22 protein-coding genes are annotated in these 26,158 nt (G+C 74.9%); 7 read left to right on the forward strand and 15 right to left on the reverse strand.

The window, feature by feature from the left end:
- Positions 1–3: 3 nt before the first annotated feature.
- The 3 genes from ACFVU3_RS18775 to ACFVU3_RS18785 all read right to left on the reverse strand — a co-directional run bounded on the left by ACFVU3_RS18775 (position 4) and on the right by ACFVU3_RS18785 (position 3,071).
- A complete protein-coding gene (locus tag ACFVU3_RS18775) occupies positions 4–651 on the reverse strand; it encodes a response regulator (RefSeq protein ID WP_390067414.1) in 648 nt (215 codons plus the stop codon).
- Positions 648–1,745 carry a sensor histidine kinase gene (locus tag ACFVU3_RS18780; RefSeq protein WP_390067416.1) on the reverse strand — a complete coding sequence of 366 codons (1,098 nt, stop codon included), beginning with the start codon at positions 1,743–1,745 and terminating at the stop codon, positions 648–650. The genes ACFVU3_RS18775 and ACFVU3_RS18780 overlap by 4 nt, the downstream gene beginning before the upstream one ends.
- A gap of 393 nt (positions 1,746–2,138) precedes the next feature.
- Complete coding sequence (locus ACFVU3_RS18785; RefSeq protein ID WP_390067418.1) at positions 2,139–3,071, reverse strand: MBL fold metallo-hydrolase; 933 nt, start codon at positions 3,069–3,071, stop codon at positions 2,139–2,141.
- A 137-nt stretch (positions 3,072–3,208) separates the two neighbouring features.
- Between ACFVU3_RS18785 and ACFVU3_RS18790 the strand changes: the two genes are divergently transcribed.
- Together ACFVU3_RS18790 and pucL are read left to right on the forward strand one after the other, a co-directional pair.
- Positions 3,209–4,387, forward strand: coding sequence for a winged helix DNA-binding domain-containing protein (locus tag ACFVU3_RS18790; RefSeq protein ID WP_390067420.1), 1,179 nt, complete (start codon positions 3,209–3,211; stop codon positions 4,385–4,387).
- A 201-nt stretch (positions 4,388–4,588) separates the two neighbouring features.
- A complete protein-coding gene (gene pucL / locus ACFVU3_RS18795) occupies positions 4,589–5,509 on the forward strand; it encodes a factor-independent urate hydroxylase (RefSeq protein WP_390067422.1) in 921 nt (306 codons plus the stop codon).
- Positions 5,510–5,520: 11 nt separating this feature from the next.
- On the opposite strand, the gene crcB (ACFVU3_RS18800) is transcribed toward pucL, so the two are convergent.
- Both crcB (ACFVU3_RS18800) and crcB (ACFVU3_RS18805) read right to left on the reverse strand, forming a co-directional pair.
- Positions 5,521–5,868, reverse strand: a complete 348-nt coding sequence (crcB, locus tag ACFVU3_RS18800) for a fluoride efflux transporter CrcB (protein ID WP_390067424.1) — start codon at positions 5,866–5,868, stop codon at positions 5,521–5,523.
- Positions 5,865–6,281: a fluoride efflux transporter CrcB gene (gene crcB, locus ACFVU3_RS18805; protein WP_390067426.1), complete on the reverse strand. Its 417-nt coding sequence runs from the start codon at positions 6,279–6,281 to the stop codon at positions 5,865–5,867. Before crcB (ACFVU3_RS18805) ends, crcB (ACFVU3_RS18800) begins: the two co-directional genes overlap by 4 nt.
- 454 nt (positions 6,282–6,735) lie before the next feature.
- On the opposite strand from crcB (ACFVU3_RS18805), the gene ACFVU3_RS18810 reads away from it, so the two are divergent.
- On the forward strand, positions 6,736–8,007 hold the full coding sequence (locus ACFVU3_RS18810; RefSeq protein ID WP_390067428.1) for an IS701 family transposase: 1,272 nt from the start codon (positions 6,736–6,738) through the stop codon (positions 8,005–8,007).
- Positions 8,008–8,222: 215 nt separating this feature from the next.
- Here ACFVU3_RS18810 and ACFVU3_RS18815 read toward each other — a convergent pair whose 3' ends face one another.
- From ACFVU3_RS18815 to ACFVU3_RS18830, 4 genes are all read right to left on the reverse strand, one after another.
- The gene (locus ACFVU3_RS18815) at positions 8,223–10,274 is read right to left on the reverse strand and encodes a helix-turn-helix domain-containing protein (RefSeq protein WP_390067430.1); all 2,052 of its coding nucleotides are present in this window, start codon (positions 10,272–10,274) and stop codon (positions 8,223–8,225) included.
- A 157-nt stretch (positions 10,275–10,431) separates the two neighbouring features.
- A complete protein-coding gene (locus ACFVU3_RS18820) occupies positions 10,432–11,439 on the reverse strand; it encodes a BTAD domain-containing putative transcriptional regulator (protein ID WP_390067432.1) in 1,008 nt (335 codons plus the stop codon).
- A gap of 324 nt (positions 11,440–11,763) precedes the next feature.
- On the reverse strand, positions 11,764–12,231 hold the full coding sequence (locus ACFVU3_RS18825) for a DUF1772 domain-containing protein (protein ID WP_390067433.1): 468 nt from the start codon (positions 12,229–12,231) through the stop codon (positions 11,764–11,766).
- An 85-nt stretch (positions 12,232–12,316) separates the two neighbouring features.
- Positions 12,317–13,909: a von Willebrand factor type A domain-containing protein gene (locus tag ACFVU3_RS18830; RefSeq protein WP_390067435.1), complete on the reverse strand. Its 1,593-nt coding sequence runs from the start codon at positions 13,907–13,909 to the stop codon at positions 12,317–12,319.
- A 265-nt stretch (positions 13,910–14,174) separates the two neighbouring features.
- On the opposite strand from ACFVU3_RS18830, the gene ACFVU3_RS18835 reads away from it, so the two are divergent.
- Positions 14,175–14,891, forward strand: coding sequence for a DNA-binding response regulator (locus ACFVU3_RS18835; protein ID WP_390067436.1), 717 nt, complete (start codon positions 14,175–14,177; stop codon positions 14,889–14,891).
- Positions 14,892–14,909: 18 nt separating this feature from the next.
- Here the strand turns inward: ACFVU3_RS18835 and ACFVU3_RS18840 are convergent, their stop codons facing one another.
- Together ACFVU3_RS18840 and ACFVU3_RS18845 are read right to left on the reverse strand one after the other, a co-directional pair.
- A complete protein-coding gene (locus ACFVU3_RS18840; RefSeq protein WP_390067438.1) occupies positions 14,910–15,785 on the reverse strand; it encodes an ABC transporter permease in 876 nt (291 codons plus the stop codon).
- The gene (locus ACFVU3_RS18845; RefSeq protein WP_390067440.1) at positions 15,782–18,472 is read right to left on the reverse strand and encodes an alpha/beta fold hydrolase; all 2,691 of its coding nucleotides are present in this window, start codon (positions 18,470–18,472) and stop codon (positions 15,782–15,784) included. The genes ACFVU3_RS18840 and ACFVU3_RS18845 overlap by 4 nt, the downstream gene beginning before the upstream one ends.
- Before the next feature lie 145 nt (positions 18,473–18,617).
- On the opposite strand from ACFVU3_RS18845, the gene ACFVU3_RS18850 reads away from it, so the two are divergent.
- The gene (locus tag ACFVU3_RS18850; protein ID WP_390067442.1) at positions 18,618–19,115 is read left to right on the forward strand and encodes a GNAT family N-acetyltransferase; all 498 of its coding nucleotides are present in this window, start codon (positions 18,618–18,620) and stop codon (positions 19,113–19,115) included.
- Between the two features lie 170 nt (positions 19,116–19,285).
- On the opposite strand, the gene mmsA is transcribed toward ACFVU3_RS18850, so the two are convergent.
- The 4 genes from mmsA to iolC are packed head-to-tail and all read right to left on the reverse strand — an operon-like array spanning position 19,286 to position 24,523.
- Positions 19,286–20,788, reverse strand: a complete 1,503-nt coding sequence (mmsA, locus tag ACFVU3_RS18855) for a CoA-acylating methylmalonate-semialdehyde dehydrogenase (RefSeq protein WP_390067443.1) — start codon at positions 20,786–20,788, stop codon at positions 19,286–19,288.
- A 14-nt stretch (positions 20,789–20,802) separates the two neighbouring features.
- Positions 20,803–22,674: a 3D-(3,5/4)-trihydroxycyclohexane-1,2-dione acylhydrolase (decyclizing) gene (gene iolD / locus ACFVU3_RS18860; protein ID WP_390067445.1), complete on the reverse strand. Its 1,872-nt coding sequence runs from the start codon at positions 22,672–22,674 to the stop codon at positions 20,803–20,805.
- Positions 22,671–23,486: a 5-deoxy-glucuronate isomerase gene (iolB, locus tag ACFVU3_RS18865; RefSeq protein ID WP_390067447.1), complete on the reverse strand. Its 816-nt coding sequence runs from the start codon at positions 23,484–23,486 to the stop codon at positions 22,671–22,673. Before iolB ends, iolD begins: the two co-directional genes overlap by 4 nt.
- Positions 23,487–23,542: 56 nt before the next feature.
- Positions 23,543–24,523 carry a 5-dehydro-2-deoxygluconokinase gene (gene iolC, locus ACFVU3_RS18870; protein ID WP_390067591.1) on the reverse strand — a complete coding sequence of 327 codons (981 nt, stop codon included), beginning with the start codon at positions 24,521–24,523 and terminating at the stop codon, positions 23,543–23,545.
- A gap of 179 nt (positions 24,524–24,702) precedes the next feature.
- Between iolC and ACFVU3_RS18875 the strand changes: the two genes are divergently transcribed.
- A complete protein-coding gene (locus ACFVU3_RS18875; protein ID WP_390067449.1) occupies positions 24,703–25,620 on the forward strand; it encodes a sugar phosphate isomerase/epimerase family protein in 918 nt (305 codons plus the stop codon).
- Positions 25,621–25,895: 275 nt separating this feature from the next.
- Positions 25,896–26,093 carry a helix-turn-helix transcriptional regulator gene (locus ACFVU3_RS18880; protein ID WP_390067451.1) on the forward strand — a complete coding sequence of 66 codons (198 nt, stop codon included), beginning with the start codon at positions 25,896–25,898 and terminating at the stop codon, positions 26,091–26,093.
- Positions 26,094–26,158: the final 65 nt, after the last annotated feature.

Here is a 26,158-nt window from a genome sequence, read left to right on the forward strand (position 1 = left end):
GGCTCAGCGGCCGATCAGCCGGGCGGAGAGCGCCTTGTTGACCGCGTCGAGCCGGGTGGTGGCCTCCAGCTTGGCGAAGATGTTCCGCAGGTGCCGCTTGACCGTCCCTTCGGTGATGCCCAGCTTCCGTCCGATCTGGCGGTTGCTCATGGCCTCGGCCACGCAGGCGAGCACCTCGCGCTCACGCGAGGTGAGGACCGGTGGCTCCGGGGCGTCCGCGGGCCGGGGCGGGGCGGACGGCCGCCAGGGCGTGAACACCGTGGTGCCCCCGGCCACCGTGCTGTGGATGGCCGAGAGCAGCATGTCGCGGCTGGCCGACTTGTGGAGGTAACCGGAGGCACCGTCGGCGATCAGCGCCTGCACCAGGTCCCCGTCGTCGTGCATGGTGAGCACGACGACGCGGGCGCCGGGCGCCACGGCCCGGAGCTGCCGCAGGGTCGCCTGCGGGCCGGGCCCCGGCATCTCCAGGTCGAGCAGGACGACGTCGGGCTGGAGCCGGGTGGCGAGCCGGACCGTCGTCGGGCCGTCCACGGCCTGGCCGACGACCTCCAGGCCCGGCTCCTTGCCGAGCATGGTGCAGAGCGCGCTGCGCAGCAGGGTGTGGTCGTCGGCGGCGAGGATCCGTACGACTCCGGGGGCGTCCTCGCTCATGCGCTGATCCCGAGCGCGCCCTCGGTGCGGCGGCGCGGGACGTGGAACCGTACGGAGGTGCCCCGGCCGGCCGGCCCGGTGAGGCTCAGGGTGCCGCCGAGCGCGGCGATCCGCTCCCGCATGGACGCCAGGCCGTTGCCCCGGAGCAGGGCCGCCGCCGGGACGCCGATCCCCTGGCCGTTGTCGGTGACCCGGGCCTCCAGGCCGTGGGGGTCGATGACGACCCGGACGCGCACCTCGGTGGCGCCGGAGTGGGCGAAGCTGTTGCGCAGACACTCCCGCAGGACGAGGAAGACCTCGTCCTGGTGGAGGGGCGGCAGCTGGTCGGCGGGCCCTCTGACCTGGATGTCGACGTCGGTGCCCGCGGGCCGGGAGACGGCCGCGTAGTTCATCAGGTGGGTCCGCAGGCCCGAGCCGGTCCGGGGCACCCGGAGGCCGCTGACGAGCTCGCGGACGAAGCCGAAGGTGTCCAGGAGGGCGGCCTTGGCGGCGTCGATCCGGTCCGGGGCGTCCTCCGTGCGGCCCTGTTCCAGCTCGTGGAGCTCCAGGTAGCGCAGGGCGAGGCCGAGGTTGCTGCCGATCCGGTCGTGGACCTCGCGGGCCAGCCGGGAGCCGTGGGCGGCGGCGAGCTGGTCGCCGCCGCACATCAGGAAGGCGTCGTAGCCGATCTCGGCCGCCGACACCCGGGCGTCGATCGCGCGGCCGAGCGCCCTGACGGCGGCGAGGCCGCGGGGCAGGGCCTCCTCGGGGGCCAGTCCGGCGAGCATGCCGGGCAGCGCGTCGAGGACGGTGTCCCGCAGGATGCGGGCGGCTCTGAGCGACTCGCGGGCGGGGATGTGCTGGACGGCGCGCCGGGCGCCGAGCTCCAGCGAGGCGAACTCCGCGTCGAGCTGTTCGGCGGGCCGTTCCTCGCACTCGTCGTGGAGGCCGCGCTGGAACTCGGCCACGATGTGCCGCGCCTGCTGCTCCACCTCCGGCCGGACGCTCTCGTCCAGGGCCAGGACACTGCCGGCGGCCCGGAGGCGGTCGGCGAAGTCGGCGATGATTGCGTTTGTGACTTCTGGTGAGCAGATGTCACATCTCTTTGCGGTCATGACAGCTTCCCCCTAAGCGTGATCCGCGACCGCCACGTGGTGGCGGGAGGATGTGCGGCCCTCCAAACACACAGACGATCGACTGATCATCATATAGATGTGTGTCAGCCGCTCCACGAATGCATAGCCTTACGGTTACACGTGCCGATCTTCGTCGACAACCTGTTACTTCGCAGGTCATGGACGTGTGGAGGGTACGCCGACGAACCGTCCGGCCTCGCCGGAACGGCTGCTTCCGAAGCGGCCCGGGCCCCCTTGCCCCACCCGCGCGGACACCTCGGCACCGGCGCTTCCGGGATCGCTCCCGGACCGCGGGCGCCGCCGCCGGAACGCTCCGGCGGCCTCGCGCCCCCCGGGACGGGAGGCGCCGCTGTGATCAATGTGACGTGTGCGTCAGCAACAGTCGCCGTCACCCGTCGTCGGCAGGGGCTCCCAGCGGTTCCGGGAACCGTCGGTGACGACCCGTCCGAAGACGACGTCGGCGAAGTGGCCGCCGAACCCCACCGTGTCGGGCCGCGCCAGCTCCTTCATGATCCGCAGCCGGGTCTCCACCGCGACGTCCCGGCCCGCGTCGACCAGCACCCGCCACTCCGGGACCTCGATCTGCACGGCGCTGTGCAGCGCGTCGCCGAGGACCAGCAGCCTGCGGTCGCCCGAGGTGATCACGTACGAGGTGTGCCCGTCCGTGTGCCCCGGCGTCGCCCAGGCCGTGACGCCGGGGAAGATCTCCTCGCCGTCCGCGACCCCGACGGCCCTGCCCCGGAGCTCCCGGGCGAGCGCGTCGGAGAAGGTGCCGCTCCAGTGCGCCCACTCGTAGCGGGAGGTGACGTACCGCGCCCGCGGGAAGTGGAGCCCGGGACCGTCCGCGGCGGGCGTGAACGCCCAGCCGACGTGGTCCTCGTGGAGGTGGGTGAAGGCGACCGTGTCGATCGCGTCCACGCTCACGCCGGACGCGGCCAGGTTCGCCGGCAGCAGGCCCCCCTCCTCGGCGCCGAGGAACGGGTAGCTGTCGGCGCTCCCGGTCCGCCGCCGCCCATAGCCCGTGTCGATGAGCAGGGCCCTGCCGCCGTGCTCCACGAGCAGTCCGCCCACGGACGCCACCAGGTGCCCGTCGCCGTCGAGGTGGCCCGCGTGCCGCGCCCAGGTCTCCGCGGTGGTCCCGGGGAACCACGCGCGGGGGGCCAGCTGGACGAAGCCGTCGGCGAGATAGGTCAGACGGTGGTCGCCGAAGTCCAGGGAGCGGACGGGCGAGACGCGGCGGAGCCGCTCGCCGTGCCCGCCCGGCGTCCCGTCCGGCCGCCCCGAGTGATGTGCGTCTGATAACACGTCATCGACGTTACTGGGAAGACCCGTGCATCGACAAGACGATCCCGTTCGGACGACCACAGTCCGTCAGTTCGAACACGTGAGCGCTTTGTCGCGCCCCGGGCCCGTTGTCGGACCCCCGCGTCACAATCGGAACCATGACCGCGCCCGCGCAGCCCCCGTCCGCCCTCACCGCCCGCGCCCTCAACCGGGCGACCCTCGCGCGCCAGTTGCTGCTGGCCCGGGAGCGGGTCGGCGCCGAGGAGGCGGTCCGGCGGGTGGTGGCGCTCCAGGCGCAGCAGCCGGGCTCGCCCTACGTGGCGCTGTGGAACCGGGTGGAGGGCTTCGACCCGGCCGGACTGGACACGGCCGTGCAGGAGTTCCGGCTGGTCCGCTCGACCCTGATGCGGATCACCCTGCACCTCGTCCACGCCGACGACTACCGGCCGTTCCGGGAGGCGGTGGAGCCGACGCTGCGCGGGAGCCGGCTGCGCGACCGCAGGTTCACGGAGACCGGGATCACGCCGGACGACGCGGACACGCTGCTGCCCGGGCTCCTCGCGTACGCGGACCGGCCCCGGACCGGCGACGAACTGCGGGCCCGCGCCGAGGAGTCCTGGGGCGGCGGGAGCCTCACCCCGGCGGCCGGACGGATGCTGCGGCAGTACGCGCCGCTGTGGCACGTGCCGAGCGGCCCGCCGTGGCAGTACACCTCCTCCCCCGGTTTCGTCGCGGCGGGCCCCGAACCGGCGGGCACCGGCCCGGAGGCGGCGGCCCGGGGCCTGGAGACGCTGGCCCGCCGCTATCTGGCGGGGTTCGGGCCCGCGTCGGCGGCGGACCTGGGCCAGTTCGGCCTGGTGCAGCGCGGCCGGGCGCGCGCGGCGCTCGACGCGCTCGTCCGGGAGGGCGCGGCCGAGGTCCTGGCGGGCCCGGACGGCACGGTGCTGTACGACCTGCCGGGGGCGGTGCGCCCGGACGGGGCCGCGCCGGCCCCGCCGCGCCTGATGGCGATGTGGGACAGCACGCTGCTGGCGTACGCGGACCGGAGCAGGATCGTGCCGCCCGCGTACCGCAGGCACGTCATACGGATCAACGGCGACGTGCTGCCCACGCTGCTGGTCGACGGGTACGTGGCCGGGGCCTGGCGGCCGGTCGAGGGCGGGATCGAGGCGGCCGCCTTCCACCCGCTGACGGGCGCCGACTGGGACGGGCTCGCGGCCGAGGCGGCGTCGCTCGGGGGGCTGCTCGCCGGCCGCGACCCGCGGGTGTACGCGCGGTACGACCACTGGTGGGCGAAGGGCCTGCCGGCGGCCGAGACCCGGGTGCTGCCCTTCTGACCCGGCCGCTCCCCCATTGCCAGCCGCCTGGAAGGCACTTATCTTCGAGCCACCACCTACGGACCGGGATGCGAGTCAGTCCCGGGGCGGTCCGCCGTTCACGGGCCGGACGGCGGGGAGCGCACCACCGCGGGACGCGGAGGCGCTGGACGCCGGGCGTACGGGATATCCGTATCCGCGTACCCGCAGGAGCTGAACCGCATGAGCAAGCACGTCCTGGCCCAGAACCAGTACGGCAAGGCCGAGAACCGCATCGTCAGGATCGCCCGCCGGGGCGGCGAGGACGGCGCCTGGCACGAGATCCGCGACCTGAACGTGTCGGTGGCGCTGCGCGGCGAGTACCGCGACGTCCACCTGACCGGCGACAACGGCAACTGTCTGCCCACCGACACCACCAAGAACACGGTCTACGCCTTCGCGAAGGAGCACGGCATCGCCTCCCCCGAGGCGTTCGGCATCCTCCTCGCCCGGCACTTCGTGACCTCGCAGCCGGTGATCCGCGAGGCGCAGATCCGCGTCGAGGAGTTCGCCTGGGAGCGGATCCCGGTGCCGACCCGCAAGGAGCAGCACTCCTTCGTCCGCCAGGGCCAGGAGGTGCGCACCGCGCAGATCACGTACAGCGGGACCACCGGCCTCCAGGTGCTGTCCGGACTGAAGGACCTGACGGTGATGAACTCGACCAACTCCGAGTTCCACGGCTACATCAAGGACGCGTACACGACGCTCCAGGAGGCGTACGACCGGATCCTGGCCACCAAGGTCACCGCCCGCTGGGCCCACTCGGCCACGGCGGCGGCGGACCCGGAGCACGACTGGGACCGCTCGTACCGGAAGGCCCGCCGGCACATGCTGGAGGCGTTCGCGGAGACGTACAGCTACTCGCTCCAGCAGACCCTGCACGCGATGGCCTGCCGGGTCCTCGACCACGTGCCGACCGTCGACGAGGTGCGGCTCAACCTGCCGAACAAGCACCACTTCCTGGTGGACCTGGAGCCGTTCGGCCTGAAGAACGACAACGAGGTGTACTTCGCGGCGGACCGCATGTACGGCCTCATCGAGGGCACCGTCCACCGCGACGGCGTGCAGCCGGTGATCGCCACCTCCGACTGGATCACCGCCTGACCGGCACCCGGTCAGCGGCCGGCCGCCACCCCGAGCCACACGGCTCCGAGCCCGGCGGCCAGGCTGAGCAGTACGTAGAGGACGGCGCGGGCCCTCGCGCCGTCCTCGTACAGCTTCAGCGTCTCGTGCGAGAAGGTCGAGTACGTCGTGAGGGCGCCGCACAGACCGGTGCCCAGGAGCAGCTGCGCCCGCGCCGAGGCCAGGCCCGCCACCAGGCCGAGGACGAAGGAACCGGCGACGTTCACGGCGAGGGTGCCCCAGGGGAAGCCGGGCCCGAAGCGGGCCTTCGCGACGAGGTCCGCGTACCAGCGCAGCGGCGCGCCGACGGCGGCGCCGGCGACGACGAGCAGCCAGTTCACGCGGCCTCCGGCCGGCTCCGGACGAGGCTCCGCGCGGCGGCGGTGCCGGCCCAGACGGCGGCCAGGGCGGTGACGAGCGTCCCGCCGAAGTAGAGCAGCCCGCGCGCCGGGTGGCCGGTGCCGAGGAGCCGCTGGGTGTCGAGGGCGTACGTCGAGAAGGTGGTGAAGCCGCCGCAGAAGCCGGTGCCGAGGAAGGGCCTCAGGAGCGGGTTCGGGGCGGTGCGGGTCTCGGTGAGCAGCACCATGAGGACGCCCAGCAGGGCGCAGCCGGAGGCGTTCACGAGGAAGACCGTCCAGGGGAAGCGGCCGTCCGGGGTGGGCCACAGGAGCGAGGCTCCGTAGCGCGCGGCAGCGCCGATCGCGCCCCCGGCGGAGACCACCAGGGCGACCGGCAGCAGACCGCGCGACGTCACGGCTCCAGGGTACGGGGGGCCGTCGGAGCGAGGCGCACGGGCGGGGTCCCCGGCCTGGGGCATTAACCGGGCGCCCGTGTCGCCTCGCTCTGCGATGGTCCGGCGACGGAGCGCGACGGGTCAAAGCCCGTCCGGCGAGTCTGTCAGTTCCTCCGGAGGGAGGCCGGAAGTGGTCGTCGGGGCGGCCGAAGGGGGCGTGTCGGGGGGTGTGGCCGGACCACCACCCGGGGGTCCCGGAGGGGTTCCGGAGGGGGCGCACGCCCTGTCCTGGCGCGATCGAAGCGCAGGTCAGGGGCGGGGAGGCGCAGGTCAGGGGCGGGACGGTGGTCCGGCCACCATCCGGCGGCCGAAACGGGTGCCGGGTCCACCTCGCCGGGAGGGGGGCGTCCGGGCGACGGTGGAGGGGCAGCGGAAGGCAGCTGCGCATCCTTCGGGCAGGACGGGCAGGAGTGTCGTGAGTACATCCGTCGCAATCAAGTACGGGACCGCCGCCGCGGCCGCTCCGCTGACCGTGCCGAGGCCCCGGGTGCGCGCCGTGCCCCGGGCCGCCGCGCCGCGTCCCGGCGAGGACGTCTTCACCGAGCTGTCCACCGCCCTGTTCTCCGGCTTCGCCCGCCGCGACCAGCGGCTGAAGGCCGAGCAGTACCTGCACGGGCTGCTGACCGCGCAGGGCCGCAAGTCGATCCGGAACATCGCCGCGCAGATCGGCGGTCCGGCCGCCGAGCAGAGCCTGCACCACTTCATCTCCAGCTCCACCTGGGACTGGCAGCCGATGCGCGCCTCGCTCGGGCGGTTCCTGGAGCGCGGCGGACACCCGCAGGCGTGGGTGGTGCGGCCGATGCCGATCCCGAAGGCCGGCGAGCACTCGGTGGGCGTGGACCGGCGCTTCGACCCGGAGCGCGGCCAGGTCTTCCAGGGCCAGCAGGCGTTCGGCGTGTGGTTCGCCGGCGAGGAGCTGAGCGCGCCGGTCAACTGGCGGCTGTTCCTGCCGGACCCGTGGGTGAAGGACCGCACGCGGCGCGACCGCGCGGAGGTCCCCGACGAGGCCGGCGAGGAGACGCTGGAGGAGTGCGCGGTCGCCGCGGCCCTCGACACCGCCCGCTGGACCGACATCACCCGCAAGCCGGTGCTGCTCGACATACGGGGCGGCGCGGGCCGGGCGGCGCTGACCCGGCTCGCCGCCGCCGGGGTGCCGGTGGTGGCGCGGATCGGAGCCGGTTCGCGGCTGGCGATCGCGGACCGCTCGCTGCCCGGCTTCGGCGCGGGCCCGCTGCCGGCCGCGCAGATACTGGAGTCCCTCAAGGGGCTGCGCAGGCCGGTGAGCTGGGTGGACACCGTCGGCGGGGCGCGGACCTCGCGCACCTCGCTGGCCACGGCCGTCCGGGTCGCGCTGCCCTCCCCCGGCGGGGAGCGGATGCGGCCGCTGATGCTGCTCGGCGAGTGGGACGACCCGCGCCGGGGCCCGGCCCGGGTGTGGATCAGCGACCTGACGCAGGCGACGGTCGGTTCGCTGCTGCGGCTGACGAAGCTGGCGCAGCGGGTGGACCGGGACTTCGCCGCGGTCGGCGAGGAGGCGGGGCTGCGGGACTTCGTGGGCCGCTCGTACCGGGGCTGGCACCGGCACATCACGCTGGCCTCGGCCGCGCACACGGCGACCGTGCTCGGCTCGGCGTGGGAGGCGGCGGGGTACGGCACGGGCTACGGCACGCGCCGCGCGGCCGGCTGACGCCGCGCCGGAGACCTCCTTCCCGGCCGGGTCCCGTCCGGCCGTGTCCCCCGGCCCGCCCCAACGGGCCGCAGGGGCGGGGTGCCCGTCCGCACGCGCGGACGGGCACCCGCTCGTGTGCGCGGGCACGTGGGCGGGGGCACGCGGGCGGGGGCTCGGCGTCCCCGCGGGCCGCACCGGCCGGACGTCCGCGGGCACGCGCGCGGGGCCAGGGCTCAGTCGGCCGGTCCCGCCGGCGGGCGGGCGGGGGCGGTGGCGGCCCGGCGGCGGGCCAGCACCTCGCGGGTGCGCTGGAGCCGCAGGGCGAGCTGGACCTCCAGGACCTGGCCGGGCTTCTGCCACGCGGGGCCGAGGAGTTCGCCGATGCGCTCCAGCCGGCGGGAGACCGTGTTGGGGTGGACGTGGAGGGCCTCGGCGGCGTTGGTGGGGCTGGCGCCGGAGGCGAAGTACGCCTCCAGGGTGCGGGTGAGGTCGGTGAGCCGCTCGGCGTCGTAGTCGAGGACGGGCCCGATCGCGTTCTCCACGAAGCCGTCCACGTCGTGGTCGTCGGAGAGCAGCATGCCGAGGAAGCCGAGGTCGGTGACGGCCGCGGCGGAGCCCGTACCGCCGAGGGCGCTCATCGCGTCCAGGCAGCGCAGCGCCTCCGCGTACAGCGGTCCGACGGCGTCGGGGCTGCCGCCGGGTCCCGCGGCGGCGACCGAGACGGGGTGGCCGAGGAGCGGGGTGAGCTCCTCGGAGACCGCCGCGGCGGCGGCGGAGGCGTCCACGCCGGGGAGCAGCAGCACGATGCAGCCGCCCTGCACGGTCTTGAGCCCGGCGAGCCGGTACGCGTACGAGGACGCCCAGACCACCGCCCTGCCCTGCTCGCCGCCTTCCGGCCGGGCGACCACGAGGACGTGCGGCTTGCGCAGGTCCACGCCGAGGCGGCGGGCGCGCCGGGCGCTCTGCTGCGGGGCGTGCGGCGGGTCGGCGATGAGGTCGTCGAGGAGTTCGTCGCGGACGGGCCCCTCGGCGACGGCGGTGGAGCGCTGCATCAGGAGGAGCAGGGCGACGGACTGGGCGACGAGTTCGAGGAGCCGTTCGTCCTCCTCGGTGAGGCCGCCCTCGGCGCGGACCACCAGGCCGCCGAGGTCCTCGGAGCCGGCGATGACGGGGGCGACCCAGACGGCGTCGGCGGCGAGGACGGGCCGGCGCAGCGCGTGGGCGTCGAGGGACGCCTTGGCGACGGCGTCCTCGTCGAGGCCGGGGAAGTCGCCGCTGGCGGCGAGGCGGCGGCCGCCGGGGTCGCAGACCATCACGGTGGCGTCGAGGGCGTCGCCCGCGGCCTTGGCGACGTGCGGGAGGTCGCCGCCGGCGAGGACCAGGTTCATGATCCGGCCGTGGGCCTCGCTGACGTGCCGCATCCGGGTGAGGCTGGTGCGCACGCGCGCGCTGTCCCGTTCCAGTTCGAGGAGTTCGGCGCGGGTGCGGTCGAGGAGTCCGGCCTTCTCGACGGCGAGGGCGGCCAGGTCGGCGAGGGCGCCGAGGAGGGCGATCTCCTGGGGGGTGTGCTCGCGGACCCGGCGGTCGGCGCCGAAGAGGGCGCCGATGACGGAGTCGCCGCTGCGCAGCGGCACGGCGACGATGGCGCGCAGTCCCTCGGCGCGGACGGCCTCGTCGCCGGGGTCGACGACCTCGGCGTCGTCGAGGGCGGCGGCCGGGTCGGGCGCCTCGCCGTTGGTGAACCGCTCGTCGGCCGGGTAGTCGGGGGTCCAGACGGGTTCGCCGGTGCGCTGGACGACGCCGCCGAGGCAGTTGCCCGCGCCGATCCGCAGTCCCACGCTGAGTCCGGGTCCGCCGGTGCCGCCGCTGTCGCCGCCGGTGCGGGAGCCCTCGGTGATGCGGATGTAGCAGGCGCCCTGGGGGCCGCGCAGGGTCACGTACGCCATGTCGAGGCCGAGGAGGCGGCGGGCGCGGCGGGTGACGATCCGGAGGAGTCCGTCCAGGTCGTAGCTGAGCGTCAGATCGCGGGCGGTGTCGGTGAGGACGGCGAGGGAGGCGCCGCTGTGGTCGGCCCGGGCGCGGTCGGCGGCGCGGTCGGCGTGGAGGGTGCGGGCGAGGGCGACGGCCCGCTCCAGCCGCCCGAGTCCCGCCTCGTCGAGTCCGGCGATGCGGGCCTCGTCGAGGAGGGTCTCGAACTGGCCGGGCAGGCCCTGTCCGGCGAGCAGCTCCAGGACCGCGAGCAGCGTGTCGGCACCCGCGTCCGCGTCCGCGCCGTGCGTGTCCATGGCCCCCACCCCCGTCGTCGAGCTTAAATCGGGCACCTCGGAGGAAACCCGTCCTCGCGGCCGAAACTAATTCGGTCCCGGGAGTGGGTCAACGGTGACGTGCGGCACTTCGTTCCCGATGGTCCCGGTTCCCCCCGATGGCCCGGCCGACATTCCGTCAGACGGGCACGGCCACGCCCTTCGTGGCGGCGTCGGCGCGGACGGGCTGGTGCTGGACGGGGACGCGCGGGAGGGCGGGCCCGTACCAGGTGACGACCGGCGTCGTGTCGGCGCGGGCGGGGGCCGCCGCGCCGGGCGGGTAGCCGTGGCCGTGGCCGAAGACGGCGTCGGCGGGGTGCGGCGACGAGCCGCCGGTCCCGGTGCCCACGCGCGTGTGGCGGACGGCGAGGACCGAGTGCTGGAGCCGGCGGAGCCGCGCGGAGGGCTCCATGCCGGTGTCGCGGTGGAGGACCGTGCGCAGCCGCTCGTAGACGGCGAGGGCCTCCTCGTGGCGGCCGCAGCGGAGCAGGGCGACCATGAGGTGGGCCTGGAGCGGCTCGTTGGTGGCGTAGCGGGCGGCGAGTCCGGGGAGCTCGGAGAGGATCTCCTCGTGCCGGCCGAGGCCGAGCTGGGCCTCGACCCACTGGTCGAGGACGCTGAGGCGGGCGGTCTCCAGGCGTTCGATCTCGCGGCGGAGGCAGGGGCCGGCGGCCACGCCCGCGTAGGGCTCGCCGCGCCAGAGGGCGAGGGCCTCGCCGAGCCGCAGCGAGGCGCGGGTCAGGTCTCCGGAGTCCATGGCGCGGTAGCCGGCGCCGGCGGCGCGCTCGAACTGGCCGATGTCGTGGACGCCGACGCCGGTGTCGAGCCGGTAGCCGCCGGGGAGCGAGACGAGGACCGCGTCGGCGGTGCGGTGCTCGCTCCAGCCTCCGGGCGCGTCGCCGTCCTCGGACTCGTGCAGGGCGCGGGCGATGAGCGCGCGCAGCTCGGCTATGTGGGTCGCGAGTTCGGTGCGCGCTCCGCGCGGGGCGCCGGACGGCCAGAGCTCCTCGGTGAGGACGGTGACGGGGACGACCTGGCCGGCGAAGGCGGTGAGCAGGGCGAGCACCTGGCGTGGCGCGGCCGCGGTCGGGGTGATCGAAACCCCGCCCTCGCGGACCGACAGTCCCCCCAGGATGTGGACGTCCACTATGCCCCCTCGGTGTCTGCGCACGCGGATCCTCGGGTTGATTAAAAAAAGACCCCCCTGGTCATGTCAATAAGAAACCGGAAGGTACGGAATCCGGATCCATGAAATCGGGGTGATTCACCCCCTTTGTAGGGATATAAGTGAGGCGGGTTCTCGCCAGAGGCCAGAAGTCGATGTGTGCCAGCAGCATGTTTCGGACTTGGTAGTTTGGTTTTGAAGGGTCCCTGTGGATGCGCGGAAGCCGATCTTCGACGAGATCGCGCCACGCGGGAGGACAAGCCGACCCGACGGTCTGTTTCACCGCCGGGCCGGAGGGGGTCGGAGTCAGCCGACGGCGGCGGCCGTGAGCAGGCCGAAGGCCGCCACGACGAGGGCCGTACGGACCCGGTGGTAGGCGTTCCAGCGCCCCTCGAAGGCGGCGCGCGAGGCGGCCGGGTCCTCGCCGGGACCCTCGGCGGCGGCGAGCGCGGTGTTGAGGGGGACGTTGCCGACGACGGTGACCAGGTGGTTGAGGACCGCGCAGACGAAGCCGGCGAGGACCAGCCAGCGCTGCGCGCCGGTCCGGTCGTCCGCCGGCACCAGATAGGCGGCGAGGGGGAGGACGGCGACCGCGGCGAAGACGGTCATGAAGACCGCCCGGGGAACCGCCTCGTTCACCCGGCGCATCGCGGTGACGAACGCGGCGTCCGTGAGGCGGCCCAGGGCGGGCATGATCCCGGTGAGGAAGATGAGCAGGAATCCGGCGTAGAGGCCGGTGCTTCCGACGGCGAGGGCGAGCAGCAGGGTGGCCATGGGGTCATGATGCCGCCCCCGCGGCGGAGTCGCCCGTTCCCTTCCGGGCCCCTTTCCCGCGCGCGCGGGAAAGGGGCCCGGGGCGTCAGGCGTACGGGTCGGAGGAGGTGAACTCCCCCTCTTCCACGGGCTCTTCCACGGGCTCTTCCCCGAGCAGCCGGTCCGCCTGCCGCACCGCCTCGGCCAGCTCGCCGACCACCGCCGAGCCGGACCGCCCCCGGATGCCGTCGGCGTGGGCGGCCAGTTCGCCCAGGCGCGGGGCGCCCGGGAGCGAGCCGCCGCGCAGCCGCTCGGCGAAGTAGGCGGAGATCGCGGAGAGCTGCAGGCTGTCGTGGCCGGAGTCCCAGAGCCCGGCGCGGAGCGCGGCGGCCTCGACCGTCCCCGAACGCTCCTGCGGGGAGCGGGAGTCGGGGTCGAGCCAGCGGACGGTGGCGGTGGCGATCCGGCCGCTCGCGCCGGGCCGGGTCCGCACCGCGTACAGGGCGGTGACCGTGTGTCCGGCGCCGACCTCGCCGCCGTCCGCCCGGTCGTTGCGGAAGTCCTCGTCGGCGACCTCGCGGTTCTCGTAGCCGATCAGCCGGAACCGCTCCACGGTCTCCCGGTCGAAGGCGACCTGCGCCTTGGCGTCCCGGGCGCGCAGCTCGACCTGGGCGGGCAGCTGGTCGACGAAGACCTTGCGGGCCTGCTCCCGGGTGGAGACGTACGCGGTCTGGCCGTCCCCCTTGTCGGCGAGCCGCTCCATCAGCTCGTCGCCGTAGTCGCTGCCGACACCGACCCCGAAGAGGGTGATGCCGTGCTCCCTGCGCTGCTCGTCGATGCGGCCGAGGAGGGCGTCGGCGGCCGTCTCGCCGGAGTTGGCGAGGGCGTCGGAGAGCAGCACGACCCGGTTCGTGGCGCCGTCCCGCCGGCCTTCGGACGCCACGTCGTAGCCGGTGCGCAGCCCCGCCTCCAGGTTGGTGGAGGAGCGGACGGCGAGCGAGTCGACGGCCTCGCGGACGCGGTCGCGGGCCTCGCCGAGCCGGGTCATCGGCAGCAGGGTCTCGGCCTCGTCGCTGAAGGCGACCAGGGCGACCGAGTCGTCGTCGCGGAGCTCGTCGGCGGCGAGCCGCAGGGAGTGCTGGACGAGGTCGAGGCGGCCGGGCTCGCGCATCGAGCCGGAGACGTCGACGACGAAGGTGAGGGCGGCGGGCGGGCGTTCGCCCGCCCGGTCCGCGCCCCGGGTGGCAAGGCCGACCCGGACCAGCGACCAGCCCTCGGCCCCGGTGGCGGCGCCGTCGACGGTGACGCTGAAGCCGTCATCGGCGGGGCGCGGATAGTCCGGGCGGAAGCTGTTGACGAACTCCTCGGGCCGCACGGTGGCGGGGTCGGGCAGCCGGCCCTCGGCGAGCGTGCGGCGGGCGTAGCCGTACGAGGCGGTGTCGACGTCGAGGGCGAAGGTGGAGAGGTAGTCGGGGGTGCGGGTGGGGGCCCGCAGCTCGCCCTCGGCCGCGTCCGTGGCCTGGCCCTCGGACGGGGCCGAGGGGGCGGGCGCGGCGGTGCGGCCGCCGTCGGGGACGTACGGCGCGGCCTTCTCGTGGTCGCTCGCGGCCTCCTTCACCCCGCCTGCGCAGCCGCCGAGGAGGAGGCCGGCGGCAAGCGCCGCGGCGAGGACGCCGCTTCTCCTGTGAGCACGGTTCATGGGCAACTCCCCGTTTCTGTAAGGACCTTGTGCCGGGCGCGGGACACCTGCGGCGCGGCGGGGCCGCGTCCGGCTTCTGCGACTGTGACGAACGGGAGGCGTGCGCGGACCCCGCGAAGGTGTTGCGGATGGATCTCGATGTGGCAACAGGGGGCGGAACGGGGAGGGATGGCAGGGAGACGCCAGGTTTGTCCACAGGGGTTGTCACCGTATGCAGTCACATGAGTACATGGAGTGGACATCGATCGGGCGGGGGTGGTCAGCGGTGGCAGAGAGCGCGGGCTCCGTGGTGCTCGCCCGTTCGGCGATGAACCGGGCCGCGACCGAGGGACAGCGGCCGGCGGGGCGCCCGGTCCGGGGGGCGCGGCGCATCAGCGCGGCGCTCGCCGGGCTGGCCGCCTCGACCCGGCACGAGCTGCTGACCTTCGACGATCCGGTGGCCTCGGCGGACCGCGCGATCCCCGAGCCGTTCCTGCAGCTGGCGGGAGCGTGCATGCGCGCGGCGGCGGAGCGGGCCGGGGAGGTGCGGCGGATCGTGCCCCGGCACGCGCTGCCCCGGCTGGAGGAGGGACCGCGGATACCCGGGCGGGCACGGTTCGCCGACGCGATCCCGTTCAAGCTGATCGTGGTGGACCGGACGGTGGCGGCGGTCCCGCTCGATCTGGAGCTGTTGTACAACGGGCTGTTGCTCATCCGGGACCCGGTGGTGGTGCAGGCCCTGGTGCGGATCCATCACGTCTGCTGGGCGGCGGCCGAGGAGCTGGGTCACATCCCGGCGCCGCGGCCTCCGGGCGGGGCGCCGGAGCAGCTGCGGCCGGTCCTGGAGGCCCTGCTGTCGGGGCTGACGGACGAGGCGGCGGCGGCCCGGCTCGGGATGTCGGCGCGGACGTACAGCCGGCGGGTCGGCGAGCTGATGGCGGCCCTGGGGACGACGAGCCGCTTCCGCGCGGGCGCGGAAGCGGCTCGGAGGGGGTGGCTGTGAGGCCCGGTCGCCCCGGTGTCAGGACACGATGTCCTTGCGGGCGAAGCCCCGGAAGGCGAGGGCGAAGAGGACCAGGGCGTAGGTGACGGAGATCGCCGCACCCTGGGCCATGCCGCCCCATTCCAGCCGGGGCTGAAGGGCGTCGATCCAGGCGAACTGCCAGTGCGCGGGCAGGAAGTCGCGCCAGTCGCCGAGCGCCGTGACCGCGTCCAGCACATTGCCGACGATGGTCAGGCCGACGGCTCCGCCGACCGCGCCGAGCGGGGCGTCGGTGCGCGTCGAGAGCCAGAAGGCGAGTCCCGCCGTGACCAGTTGGGAGACGAGGACGAAGGAGGTGGCGATCAGCAGCCGGAGGACGGCCTCCCCCGCCGGGAGAGAACCGCCGGTGGGCAGCTGGAGCGGTCCCCAGCCGTAGGCGACCGTGCCGGCGGCGAGGGCGAGCAGCGGGAGGAGGAAGAGCGCCGCGGTGCTGTAGCCGAGCGCGACCGCCAGCTTGGCGGCGAGCAGCCGGGAGCGCGGTACGGGCGCCGCGAGGAGGTAGCGGAGCGAGGACCAGCCGGCCTCGGAGGCGACGGTGTCGCCGCAGAAGAGCGCCACGGGGATGACGAGGAGGAAACCGGCCGAGACGAAGAGGCAGGTCGCCGCGAAGTTGGCGCCCGAGGCGGTCGCCGTGTCGATGAGGGTGATCCGGCCGCCGCGGTCGTCGCCGTCGGGCCCGCCGATCGCGAAGGCGACGATCAGGACGAAGGGCAGGGCGGCGATCACCCCGGCCATCACCAGGGTGCGGCGGCGCTTCCACTGGCGCAGGGCCTCGACGCGCAGCGGCAGGGTGCGCCCGGGGCGGTAGCCGGGGGCCAGGGCCTCGGGGCCGGGTCCGGTGGCCGTGGCGGTCATGCGGATCCTCCGATCAGGGTCAGGAAGGCGTCCTCCAGGCGTCGGTGCGGGCCGACCCCGGTCAGCGGGACGTCCAGGCGGACGAGTTCGCCGATCAGCGCGGTCGCGCCGGCGCCGGGGGTGCCGGTGCCGTCGGGGGTGCTGTCGGGGGTGCCGTCGGGGGTGCCGTCGCCGCTGTCGAGGCGGACCAGGAGGCCGTCCTCGGCGCGGACCGCGGAGCCGACGCCGGGCAGCGCGGCGACCTTCTCGACGAGCGCGTCGGTGACCGGCGCGCCCAGGGTGACGAGGAGGGTGTCGCCGGCGCCGGTGATCTCGGCGACCGGCCCGGCCTGGACGAGCTGCCCGCGGTCCATGACGACGAGATGGGTGCAGGACTGCTCGACCTCGGCGAGGAGGTGGCTGGAGACGATGACGGTGCGGCCGCCCGCGGCGTACCGGATCATCACCTCCCGCATCTCGCGGATCTGCGGCGGGTCGAGGCCGTTGGTGGGTTCGTCGAGGATGAGGAGGTCGGGCAGGCCGAGCATGGCCTGGGCGATGGCGAGGCGCTGCCGCATGCCCTGGGAGTAGGTGCGGACGGCCCGTTCGAGGGCGCCGCCCAGGTTGGCGATGCGCAGGGCCTCGTCGAGGTGGGCGTCCTCGGCGGGGCGGCCGGTGGCCTTCCAGTACAGCTCCAGGTTCTCCCGGCCGGTGAGGTGCGGCAGGAAGCCGGCGCCCTCGACGAAGGAGCCGACCCGGGAGAGGACCGGCGCGCCGGGGCGGATGGCCTGGCCGAAGACGCGGATCTCGCCCTCGTCGGGGGTGATCAGGCCCATGAGCATGCGCAGGGTGGTGGTCTTCCCGGCCCCGTTGGGGCCGAGGAGGCCGAGGACCTGGCCCTGCTCGACGCGGAAGGAGAGGTCGCGGACGGAGTACCGCTCGCCGCCCTTGTACTTCTTCGACAGGCCGCTGATCTGGAGGGGCACGGAGGCGAGCGCCGGGTCCGGGGCCGGGCTGGCCGTGCGGCGGCGGGCGGTCAGCAGGAGGACGGCGGCGACGGCGAGGCCGGCCAGGGGCAGGCCCCAGACCCACCAGGGCAGGCCGGCGGCCTGGGTGGTGACGGCCGGCGCGGTGGGCACGGTGAGGGGGCCCTCGACGGCGACGGTGTAGCCGGCGGTGGTGGCCGGGGAGGCGTAGCCGAGGTCGGTGGCCGAGACGACGAGCCGCAGCCGGTGGCCGGCCTCCACCTCGTGGTCGATCGCGGGGAGGGTGAGGGTGACGGACCTGCCCTTCGCGGCGTCCTCGACGCGGACCGGGGCGACGAGCTGGGCGGGCAGCACCTGCTGCCGCCCGTCGGGCCCGACGTCGTACAGCTTGGCGAAGAGGACGGCGGAGCCGTCGGCGGCGGTGGAGGTGACCTTGGCCCGGACGGTCGGGGTGCCGGTGACGCGGAGCGGCGCGGTCTGCGGGGCGGCGTCGAAGCGGGCGTGCTGGCCGGGGAAGTCGAGGGCGAGGCCGACGCCGAGGGAGGTGGAGAGCCCGCCGAGGCCGCCGCCGAGGCCGGGCACGGAGGAGACGGCGGGCGGGGCGCCGCCGGCCGGGTTGGTGAAGCGCTGCGCCGGTCCGGCGAGGGCGAGTTCGCGGGTGTCCGCGCGCAGGCCCGGGTAGCGGTCGGCGGTGGCGGCGCGGAGGGTGGCGCGGCCGTCGGTGGAGTCGACGCCGCCGGTGCGGCTGACCCGGAAGGCGGGGCCGGTGTCGACGGAGGTGTCCCGCTTCAGCCAGCGGTCGAACCAGGCGCCGACGCGGTCCTCGACGCGGCCGGCCTCGCGGTCGCCGCCGTCGTGGCCGCCGGCCGTCCAGTCCACGGCGACGGGGGCGCCGTTGGCGGTGAGGGCGCGTGCCATCGCGTCGGACTGGTCGAGGGTGAAGAGGGAGTCGGTCTGGCCCTGGACGATGAGGGTGGGGACCTTGATGCGGTCGCCGACGGCGGAGGGGCTGCGGGACTCCAGGAGGGCGCGGGCGGCTGCGTCGGGCCGGCCGGAGACGGCGATGCGTTCCTTCAGGGCGCAGACCTCGGGGGCGAAGCGGCCGCAGGCGTCGCCGCGGGCGTCGGTGCCCATGGAGAAGAGGATGCCGGCCCACAGCTTCTTGTAGACGCCCTCGGGGAGCAGGGCGTCGGCGAGGTTCCAGTAGGTGATCTGCGGGGCGATGGCGTCGACGCGGGGGTCGTGGCCGGCCGCGAGGAGGGAGATCGCGCCGCCGTAGGAGGCGCCGGTGACGCCGACCCGCGGGTCGCCGGCCGTGTCGAGGAGGACCTCGGGGCGGGCGGCGAGCCAGTCGACGAGCTTCCTGACGTCCTTCACCTCGTGGTCGGGGTCGTTGAGGCCGATCTTCCCGCCGGAGGCGCCGAAGCCGCGGGCGGACCAGGTGAGGACGGCGTAGCCGTCGCGGGCCAGCTCCTCGGCCTGCGGGCGGACGTCGTCCTTGGAGCCGCCGAAGCCGTGCGCGAGCAGGACGGCGGGGCGGCGGCCGGACCCGGCGCCGGTGAAGTACGAGGTGTCGATCCGCACCCCGTCGAGGTCGAGGGCCCGGTCCTCGCGCTGGACGGGCGGGGGTTCGTCCTGGGCGACGGCGGTCCAGGTGCCGGCGCCCGCGAGGACGGTGAGGACGGCGGTGACCGCGGCCCACCGGGGAAGTCGGAGTCGCATGCCCCCGAGCCTAGGCGGACCGCCCGGGTGCGGACGGCGCCCCGGGGACGGAAATCCACGGCCTCCTGGAGTCGTACGCAGTACGGTCCGCGTACAGCGGTCGCGGTACGCCGGCGGCCGGGCGGCCGTGGCGGAGGAGGCGTGGGTGGCGGACGGGTTCGAGATCCGGCGGGCCGGGACGGTGGCCGAACTGCTGGCGGCGGAGCACCTGTACGACGGCCCGGCGCGGGCGGAGTGGGCGGAGCGTTTCCTCGCCTCCTCCGGGCACCTGATGCTGATCGCGTACGCGGCGGACGGCTCCCCCGCCGGGTTCGTGACGGGGATCGAGATGGTCCATCCGGACAAGGGCGCCGAGCTGTGCCTGTACGAGCTGGGCGTCGACGAGGCGTACCGGCGGCGGGGGCTGGGCCGGGCGCTGACGGAGGCGCTGCTGGCGGCCGCCCGGGAGCGGGGCTGCGCGGGCGCGTGGGTGCCGGTGGACACGGACAACGGACCGGCGCTCGCCACGTACCGCTCGGCGGGCGCGGCCGACGAGGGCGTGTGCGCGATCCGCGCCTGGTCCTTCGGCGACGGGGACGGGGACGGCGACGGCGACGGCGGTACCGCGAGGGGACCCGGGGTGCGGGGCCGGGCGGCGCCCTGACGCCCGGCGGGACCGGGAGGGCACGGGGTGCGCGGGAACGGCCGAACCCCGCCCTTGTGCCGCCCGGGCGGCGGGGCCACGCTGTGCCGGGACCCGCCCGGCACACGGGCAAACGGCCCCCGGGGTGCGGCGGCACGCACCCCGGGGGCCGTCCCACGGCCTGGCGTCGGTCAGTGGTTGCGCGGGAAGCCCAGGTCCACGCCGGTGGGGGCGTCGGCCGGGTCGGGCCAGCGGGTGGTGACGACCTTGCCGCGGGTGTAGAAGTGCACGCCGTCGTTGCCGTAGATGTGGTGGTCGCCGAAGAGCGAGTCCTTCCAGCCACCGAAGGAGTGGTAGCCCACCGGCACCGGGATCGGCACGTTGACGCCGACCATGCCGGCCTCGACCTCCAGCTGGAAGCGGCGGGCGGCGCCGCCGTCGCGGGTGAAGATCGCGGTGCCGTTGCCGAACGGCGAGGCGTTGATGAGGGCGAGGCCCTCCTCGTACGTCTCGGCGCGCAGCACGCAGAGGACCGGGCCGAAGATCTCGTCCTGGTACGCCTTGGCCGTGGTCGGCACGTGGTCCAGGAGGGAGAGGCCGATCCAGTGGCCGTTCTCGTGGCCCTCGACCGTGTAGCCGGTGCCGTCGAGGACGACCTGGCAGCCCTCGGCCTCGGCGCCGTGCACGTAGGAGGCGACCTTGTCGCGGTGGACGGCCGTGATGAGCGGGCCCATCTCGGAGGTCGGGTCGGTGCCGGGGCCGATCTTGATCTTCTCGGCGCGCTCGCGGATCTTCTCGACGAGCTCGTCGCCGACGGAGCCGACGGCCACGACCGCGGAGATCGCCATGCAGCGCTCGCCGGCGGAGCCGTACGCGGCGGAGACGGCGGCGTCGGCCGCGGCGTCGAGGTCGGCGTCCGGGAGGACCAGCATGTGGTTCTTGGCGCCGCCGAGCGCCTGGACGCGCTTGCCGTTGGCGGAGGCGGTGGTGTGGATGTACCGGGCGATCGGGGTCGAGCCGACGAAGGAGATCGCGGCGACGTCCGGGTGCTCCAGGAGGCGGTCGACGGCCACCTTGTCGCCGTGCAGGACGTTGAAGACGCCGTCCGGCAGGCCGGCCTCGGCGAGCAGCTCGGCGATCTTGAGGGAGGCCGACGGGTCCTTCTCGCTCGGCTTGAGGACGAAGGTGTTGCCGGTCGCGATGGCGATCGGGAACATCCACATCGGCACCATGGCCGGGAAGTTGAAGGGCGTGATGCCGGCGACGACACCGACCGGCTGGCGGATCGAGGCGACGTCCACGCGGTTCGACACCTGGGTGGACAGCTCGCCCTTGAGCTGGGTGGTGATGCCGCAGGCCAGGTCGACGATCTCCAGGCCGCGGGCGACCTCGCCGAGGGCGTCGGAGTGGACCTTGCCGTGCTCGGCGACGATCAGCTCGGCGATGGCGTCGCGGTTGGCGTCGAGCAGCGCGCGGAACTTGAAGAGGATCGTGGTGCGCTGGGCCAGCGAGGAGGTGCCCCAGGTGGCGAAGGCGTCCTTCGCGGCGGCGACGGCCGCGTCGACCTCCTCCACCGAGGCGAGGGCGACCTGGGTGGTGACGGCGCCGGTGGCCGGGTCGGTGACCGGGCCCCAGTTGCCCGACGTGCCCTCGACGGTCTTGCCAGCGATCCAGTGGTGGACGCTCTTCGTCATGACGAGTTACTCCTTCAGAGATGGCGGCGTCGGGCGGTGACGTGCCGGTCGTACTCCTCGCGGGCCTTGACCGCCGACGGGCGGGTCGAGATCTCGGCCACGGGCACATCCCACCACGCCTGGGCCGGAGGCGGGCCCGACACACTGTCTGCCGTTTCGGTCTCGACGTAGACACATGTGGGATCCGTGGCGGCCCGGGCGTCGGCGAGGGCTTCCCGCAGGTCACGGACGGTACGGGGGCGCAGCACCCGCATCCCGAGGGACGCCGCGTTGGCTCCGAGGTCGACGGGGAGCGGGGGGCCGGTGAAGCCTCCGCCGGCGTCCCGCAGGCGGTAGTCGGTGCCGTACCGCTCGGCGCCGACCGCCTCGGAGAGGCCGCCGATGGAGGCGTACCCGTGGTTCTGGAGGACGATCAGCCTGAGCGGGAGCCGCTCCTGCACGGCGGTGACGATCTCGGTGGGATTCATCAGATACGTCCCGTCCCCGACGAGCGCCCAGACGGGCCGGCCGGGTGCGGCGAGGAGGACGCCGAGGGCGGCGGGGATCTCGTAGCCCATGCAGGAGTAGCCGTACTCGACGTGGTACTGGTCGCGGGAGCGGGTCCGCCAGAGCTTGTGGAGGTCGCCGGGGAGCGATCCGGCGGCGTTGATCAGGATGTCGGTGTGGTCCACCAGGGTGTCGAGTGCGCCGAGCACCTGGACCTGGGTGGGGCGGGCGGTCTCGTCCGGGACGGCGTAGGCGGCGGTGACGCGGGCCTCCCAGCGGAGCTTCTCCTCGGCGTACTCGTGGACGTAGGGGGCGGGGACGTGGTGCGGGTCGAGGAGGGCGTGGAGCTGCTCCAGGCCCTCGCGGGCGTCCGCGACGAGGGGCAGCGCGGCCTGTTTGTGGGCGTCGAAGGCGGCGATGTTGAGGTTGACGAAGCGGACGGCGGGGTGGGTGAAGAGGGTGGCGGAGGCGGTGGTGAAGTCGGTCCAGCGGGTGCCGATGCCGAGGACGACGTCGGCGGTGCGGGCCAGGTGGTTCGCGGCCGCGGTGCCGGTGTGGCCGACGGCCCCGACGTCCTGGGGGTGGTCGTGGGGCAGCGCCCCCTTGCCGGCCTGGGTGGAGGCGACCGGGATGCCGGTCAGCGAGGCGAAGGTGGCGAGCGCCTCCTCGGCCCCGCTGTGCCGGACGCCGCCGCCCGCGACGATCAGCGGGCGGGCGGCGCCGTCGAGCGCCGCGACGGCCGCGTCCAGTTCGGCCTCGTCGGGCGCGGGGCGGCGGATCCGCCAGATCCGCTCGGCGAGGAACTCCTCCGGCCAGTCGTACGCCTCCGCCTGCACGTCCTGCGGGAGGGCGAGGGTGACGGCGCCGGTGGCCGCCGGGTCGGCGAGGGTCCGCATGGCTTCGAGGGCGGCCGGGATCAGGGCCTCGGGGCGGCCGATCCGGTCGAAGTAGCGGGAGACGGGGCGGAGGCAGTCGTTGACGGAGACGTCGCCGGCGTACGGGAGCTGGAGCTGCTGGAGGACGGGGTCGGCGGGGCGGGTCGCGAAGGTGTCGCCGGGGAGCAGCAGGACCGGGAGGTGGTTGATCGTGGCGAGGGCGGCGCCGGTGACGAGGTTGGTGGCGCCGGGGCCGATGGAGGTGGTGACGGCGTGGGCGGAGAGCCGGCCGGTCTGGCGGGCGTGGCCGACGGCGGCGTGCACCATGGCCTGTTCGTTGCGGCCCTGGTGGAAGGGCATGGCGTCGGCGTGCTCGACGAGCGCCTGGCCGATCCCGGCGACGTTGCCGTGGCCGAAGATGCCCCAGGTGGCGGCGATCAGCCGGTGCCGGGCGCCGTCCCGCTCGGTGTACTGGGCGGCCAGGAAGCGCACCAGCGCCTGGGCGACGGTCAGGCGGACGCTCACGCGTATCCCTCCGTGTGGTCGGGGTGGAAGCTGATCCGCCACTCCCGTGCGGGGCCGGGTCCGGCCATGACGTTGAGGTAGTAGAGGTCGTGGCCGGGCTGGGCGATCGAGGGGCCGTGCCAGCCGTCGGGGACGAGGACGGCGTCGCCGTGGCGGACCTCGGCCAGGAGGTCGGCGCCGCCGGGCCGCGAGGGCGAGATCCGCTGGTAGGCGTAGCCGCGCGGGTCCTCGATCTCGTAGTAGTAGATCTCCTCCAGGACGGACTCGGTCCCGGGGCGGTGCTCGTCGTGCTTGTGCGGCGGGTAGGAGGACCAGTGGCCGCCGGGGGTGACGACCTCGACGGCGATGAGCCGGTCGCAGGGGAAGGCGTCGGCGGAGGCGAAGTTCCGCACCCGGCGGGCGCGGTCGCCGCTGCCGCGGTCCTCGACGGGAACCTCCGGCGCGGGGCCGTAGCGGGCGGGGAGTCGTCGCTCGCAGTTCGCTCCTGCCAAAGCGAAGCGGCCTCCCGCGCCGGAGGCGATCTGGGCGTGGGCGTCGCGCGGTACGTAGACGAAGTCCGTCACGGAGTCGAACACGCTTGCGCGGCCCACGAGTTCGAAGAATTCCCCGTCGACGCGCACGGTACCGCCCCCGGCGAGGGGAAGCACCACCCATTCGGCATCCGCGCTGTCGAAGGTGTGCTCCCCGCCGGGCGGCAGGTCGAGGACGCGGAGTGCGGAACGGCTCCATCCGGCCGCCGCGGGGTCGATGTCCAGGGCGTACGGCCCCCGGGCCGCGGTCCCGGCGGGGAGGTGGAGGCGGTGGGTGGTCACCGGTGGTCGTCCTTGCTGGGAGGGAGCGGGGGAGCGGGAGCGGCGGCGGCCGCGGGTCACCGGGGGTGGTCCTCCGGGCGCCGCGGGAGGGTGCCCGAGCCGGCGGCGAGGGCGCGGTCGATCTCGGCGGCGTCCGGCATGGCGGGGGCGCAGGCGAGGCGGCCGGCGACGATCGAGCCGGCGGCGCCCGCGCGGCGCACGGTGTCCTCCAGGGGGAGGCCGGCGAGGAGGCCGTGGACGAGGGCTCCGCCGAAGGCGTCGCCGGCGCCGAGGCCGTTGACGACGTCGACCGGCAGCGGCGGGACGGCGGCGCGGCGCCCGTCGGCGGTGAGCGCGAGGACGCCCTCGGGTCCGCGTTTGACGACGGCGAGCGGGACGGTGGCGGAGTCGCCGGGGGCGAGGAGGCCGAGGAGGGCGCGGGCGGCGGCCTCCGGGTCGCGTTCGCCGGTGGCGACCTCGCACTCCTCGGCGTTGCCGACGGCGACGGTGGCGTGCCGCAGGGCCTCGGTGTAGTGGGGGCGGGCGGTGTCCGGGTCGGGCCAGAAGGCGGGCCGCCAGTCGAGGTCGAGGACGGTGTGGGCGCGGCCGGCCCGGGCCCGCAGGGCGGTGAGGGTGGCGGCGCGGCTGGGTTCCTCGCTGAGGCCGGTCCCGGTGGTCCACAGGACGCGGGCGGCGCGGATCGCGCCGAGGTCCAGCTCGTGCGGGTGGATCTCCAGGTCGGGGGCCTTGGGGCGGCGGTAGAAGGTGAGGGGGAAGTCGTCGGGCGGGAAGAGGGCGCAGAAGGTGACGGGCGTGGGGTGACCGGGGACCTCGGTGACCCAGCGGGCGTCCACCCCGAACTCCTCGATCTCGCGCCGGAGGTAGGCGCCGAAGGCGTCGGCGCCGGTGCGGCTGATCAGGGCCGTGCGGCGGCCGAGCCGGGCGGCGGCGACGGCCACGTTGGCCGGGGAGCCGCCGAGGAAGCGCCGGAAGGTCTCGACCCGGTCGAGTCCGACGCCGCTCTGGAGGGGGTAGAGGTCGACGCCGAGCCGCCCCATGGTGATCAGGTCGTACGGCTCCGGCTCCACGGGTGCCACCTCTCGACTCCGGCGTCCGTTCCCAGGTCTAGCCGTCCGCCGGGAGGCGTGTCAACGACATGTCCGGACATTCGGACGACTCCCCGGCGGGTCCGGCGGGTGTCTTGACGCTGCTGCGGGGCGCGGTCAAGGTGGCTGGCATGACGAAGCCGTCGCCGTCGCCGTCGCCCTCCCGCATCCGGATCGGATCCGCCCCGGACTCCTGGGGGGTGTGGTTCCCGGACGATCCCCGGCAGGTGCCGTGGCAGCGGTTCCTCGACGAGGTGGCGGGGTCCGGCTACGAGTGGATCGAGCTGGGCCCGTACGGCTATCTGCCCACCGATCCGGCGCTGCTGGCCGAGGAGACCTCACGGCGCGGGCTGCGGGTGTCGGCCGGCACGGTCTTCACGGGGCTGCACCACGGGCCGGCCGTGTGGGAGCGGACCTGGGCGCACGTCGCGGAGAACGCGGCCCTGGCGCAGGCCATGGGCGCCGGGCACCTGGTGGTGATCCCCTCCTTCTGGCGGGACGACAGGACCGGCGAGGTCCTGGAGGACCGGGTGCTGACGGCGGAGCAGTGGCGGGACCTGACCTCGCTGACCGAGCGCCTGGGGCGGGAGGTGCGGGAGCGGTACGGGCTGCGGATCGTGGTCCATCCGCATGCCGACACGCACCTCGACGACGAGGAGAGCGTGACCCGCTTCCTCGACGCCACCGATCCGGAGGCGGTGGCGCTCTGCCTGGACACCGGGCACTACGCGTACGCGGGCGGGGACAGCGTCAAGCTGATCGAGAGCTACGGGGAGCGCATCGGCTACCTCCATCTGAAGCAGGTGGATCCGGCCGTGCTGGCGGGGGTGCGGGCCGAGGGGCTGCCGTTCGGCCCGGCGGTGGCGCGGGGCGTGATGTGCGAGCCGCCGGCGGGGGTGCCGGCGCTGGAGCCGGTGCTCGCGGCCGCGGCGGCGCTGGACGTGGAGCTCTTCGCGATCGTGGAGCAGGACATGTACCCGTGCGAGCCGGACGCCCCCTACCCGATCGCGCTGCGCACCCGCGCGTACCTCCGCTCCTGCGGGGTGTGACCGGAAGCGCCGCGCGGGTACGACCGGAGGGTCCGGCGCGCGCGGACGCGCCGCCGTGACCGTTCGTCACTTCTGTCACGGATGTCGCGTCTCCGTCACACGTGTCGCGGTGTCGCGGGTCCCGCGTCACAGGCGTGCGACAGCCGCTCCCCCGCCGTCCGAGCGGGTCGTTCTCCGGGCACAGGACCGGTGATCACCGACGCCACCGCCCGCAGCGCCCCCGAACGGCACCCCCGCCACCGCTGCGCGGCACGGGGCGTGAGGGAGGTACAGGCATGACGGACAGGAACCTCTGGTCGTACAAGGACATCGCCGCGCACATCCGGGTCCAGCCGGACACGGTCCGCTCCTACCGGAAGCACGGACTGCTGCCGCCGCCGGACCGCGTCGAGTCGGGCAAGCCCTTCTGGTACCCGGACACCGTCCGCGCCTGGGTCGCGAGCCGTCCCGGCAACCGGGCGCGCCGCGACTGATCCCGTCCGTCCGGCCCGTGCGGCGCCGCCCCCGGTGGAGTCCGGGGGCGGCGCCGCCGCGCGTC

The organism is Streptomyces sp. NPDC058052 (assembly GCF_042885515.1).
Lineage (GTDB): Bacteria > Actinomycetota > Actinomycetes > Streptomycetales > Streptomycetaceae > Streptomyces.